This window comes from Brevundimonas sp. UBA5936, from assembly GCA_002430835.1.
GTDB lineage: Bacteria > Pseudomonadota > Alphaproteobacteria > Caulobacterales > Caulobacteraceae > Brevundimonas.
On sequence record DJDA01000049.1, the window covers coordinates 40,191 to 40,541 of the forward strand.

At 61.0% G+C, this 351-nt stretch carries 1 pseudogene; it reads left to right on the forward strand.

Features of this window, described 5'->3' with window-relative positions:
* Positions 1-168: 168 nt before the first annotated feature.
* Positions 169-351 (forward strand): annotated as a pseudogene (locus tag B2Y21_RS05430) (isochorismate synthase); the annotation flags it as partial.

Below are 351 nucleotides of genomic sequence, written 5' to 3' on the forward strand. Positions count from 1 at the left end.
CATCATCGTCAATGACAAGCATTCGCATGAGCGCCCTTCTAAACCTCTGCGGCGAAACGACCAGACCGGCTTGGAATTAATCTCGCCGCAAGACAATGCGAAGGTTGCTCGGCTATAGGCCGGTTGTTGCGAATGATATGCAACAGCTTGAGTGCGGCAGGGATCAGCATGGAGTCGAGAGTAGCGGAGTTCTGGGGCGCGCCCGATCTGTCGGTTCAGATCGGCGGCGGCGCATCCGAACGCCATGACGCGGTGGCGCCCAAGGACGACATGGACTGGGCTTTTGGACTGACGACGCCGGAGCTGCGGCTCTTCACCACGGGCCTGAAGCAGCGCCTGACGCCGGGACCG